Source organism: Homoserinimonas sp., assembly GCF_056262345.1.
This window is the reverse complement of record NZ_JBACFR010000200.1, coordinates 1-2,048: the sequence shown is the minus strand read 5'-3', so window position 1 is coordinate 2,048 and position 2,048 is coordinate 1. Positions and strand designations below refer to the sequence as shown.

Sequence of the window (2,048 nt, the reverse complement as noted above, 5' to 3'; positions counted from 1 at the left end):
GCCCTCACCGCGGCCGAGACCGGCCACCTTGTGTTCGCGACCCTACACACGCAGGATGCTCCGCAGACGATTGACCGCATTATCGACGTCTATCCGCCGCACCAACAGAGTCAGGTGCGGGCGCAGCTCGCCGCAACCCTGCAGGGCGTCGTCTGTCAGACACTGATTAAGCGCGCCAACGGCAAGGGCCGAGTCGTGGCCACCGAGGTTCTTATGGCGACGCACGCTGTGGCCAACCTCATCCGCGAGGGCAAGACCTATCAGGTGCATTCGGCGATGCAGGCGGGTCGAGAACTCGGCATGCACACGCTCGACCAGCACCTCGCCGACCTCGTCAACTCTGGGCAGATCAGCTTTGAGTCGGCCATGGAGAAGGCACACGACTACGAGGTGCTCAAACGCTTGGTCACACGGGTAGAAACCGTGGGGCAGCTGGGCGGCACCATGAACAGCGGCGTCGACTACAGCGACGCCTACTCAGGGCAGATCTAATGGCGGCCACAAAAGAGTTCGCGTACAAGGGTCGGGATGGCTCTGGCAAGGTCGTCAAGGGCCGGCTGGAGGGCGCAACCGAGGGCGCCGTGACGGCCAAACTGCGCACGATGGGTGTCACGCCTATCTCGGTCGACGAAGCCTCGGGGGGCACTGGCTTCCAAAAAGAACTCTCGATCCCGGGCATGGAGAAGTCGGTCGGGCTCAAGGACCTGGCGGTCATGTCGCGCCAGATGGCCACCATGACCTCGTCGGGGCTGTCGCTCATCCGCACGCTCACGATCCTGTCGGAGCAGACCGAGAACAAAACCCTCGCGGGCATCCTCTCCAAGGTCCAGACGGATGTTGAGGCCGGCTATTCCCTGTCGGCCGCGATGGGCAAGCACCCCAAGCATTTTCCGCCGCTCATGATCAGCCTCGTGCGCGCGGGCGAGACGGGCGGTTTCTTGGAGTCGACCCTCGAGTCCATCGCCGAGAACTTCGAGTCAGACGTCAAGCTGCGGGCGACGATTAAGTCGGCGCTCACGTACCCGGTCGCGGTGCTCATCATCGCATTCCTCGCGGTTATCGGCATGCTCATCTTCATAGTTCCCGTGTTCGAGGGCATGTTCGCCGGCTTCGGCGGCGAACTGCCGTTGCCGACGGCCATCCTCGTCGTCATGTCGAAGAACATGGTCTGGGCCGTGCCACTGATCGTGGTGCTCATCATCGGTTTCTCGATCTGGTGGAAGAACAACAAGAACACTGAGCGAGTGCGCAGAGTCGTTGACCCGCTCAAGCTCAAGATGCCCGTGTTTGGCGAGCTCTTCAAGAAGGTCGCCATCGCGCGCTTCACGCGCAACTTCTCCACGATGATGGGCGCCGGTGTGCCCATCCTGCAGTCGCTCAGCATTGTTGGCGAGACGGCAGGAAACTGGGTCATCGAAGACGCTCTGCGCAAGGTGCAGGATTCCGTGCGGGTGGGTAAATCGGTGGCGGCGCCGTTGGCGGAGAACCCCGTGTTCCCCGCCATGGTGACTCAGATGATCGCGGTCGGTGAGGATGCCGGTGCGCTCGAGACGATGTTGGCGAAGATCGCCGACTTCTATGACGAAGAGGTTCAGAGCACCGCGGAGGCCCTCACAGCCCTCATCGAGCCGCTCATGATCGCGGTGATCGGCGCGGTGATCGGCGGCATGATCGTGGCGCTGTATATGCCGGTGTTCAGCATTTTCGACCAGATCGGGTAGTAGACCCCCAATTCTGGGGGTGTTTTGTTCGGCGTTTCGCACAAACGGGGGCTTTACTCAGCACGGTCAGGGCCAGGAGAATCCTTCTCTAGGGGGTCTGACTTTTGGGGGGCCACCTGTCCTATTCAGACAAAGACAGGAATCAGAAATGATCACACGCATCAACCAGGCGCTCGACGCCAGTCGCCTCAAGCGCGAAGAGAACGAAAAGGGCTTCACCCTGATCGAGCTCCTCGTCGTCGTCATCATCATCGGCATCCTCGCCGCGATCGCCATCCCGGTGTTCCTCAACCAGCGTGAGAGCGCCTGGAAGTCGTCGGTTGAGTC

3 protein-coding genes are annotated in these 2,048 nt (G+C 61.5%); all 3 read left to right on the top strand.

All coding sequences use genetic code 11. The annotated features are described in order from the left end of the window. A partial coding sequence (locus AC062T_RS09720; protein WP_476029535.1) for a type IV pilus twitching motility protein PilT occupies positions 1-492 on the top strand: 492 nt, incomplete at its 5' end. Then, positions 492-1,721 carry a type II secretion system F family protein gene (locus AC062T_RS09715; RefSeq protein ID WP_476029533.1) on the top strand — a complete coding sequence of 410 codons (1,230 nt, stop codon included), beginning with the start codon at positions 492-494 and terminating at the stop codon, positions 1,719-1,721. The genes AC062T_RS09720 and AC062T_RS09715, both read left to right, overlap by 1 nt. Positions 1,722-1,869: 148 nt before the next feature. Further along, positions 1,870-2,048 (top strand): prepilin-type N-terminal cleavage/methylation domain-containing protein (locus AC062T_RS09710; RefSeq protein WP_476029537.1); only part of this gene is annotated, 179 nt, incomplete at its 3' end.

Bases quoted from the DNA above. Each gene is read 5' to 3' on its own strand.
- AC062T_RS09715 (WP_476029533.1), top strand. From the start codon at position 492: ATGGCGGCCACAAAAGAGTTCGCGTACAAGGGTCGGGATGGCTCTGGC.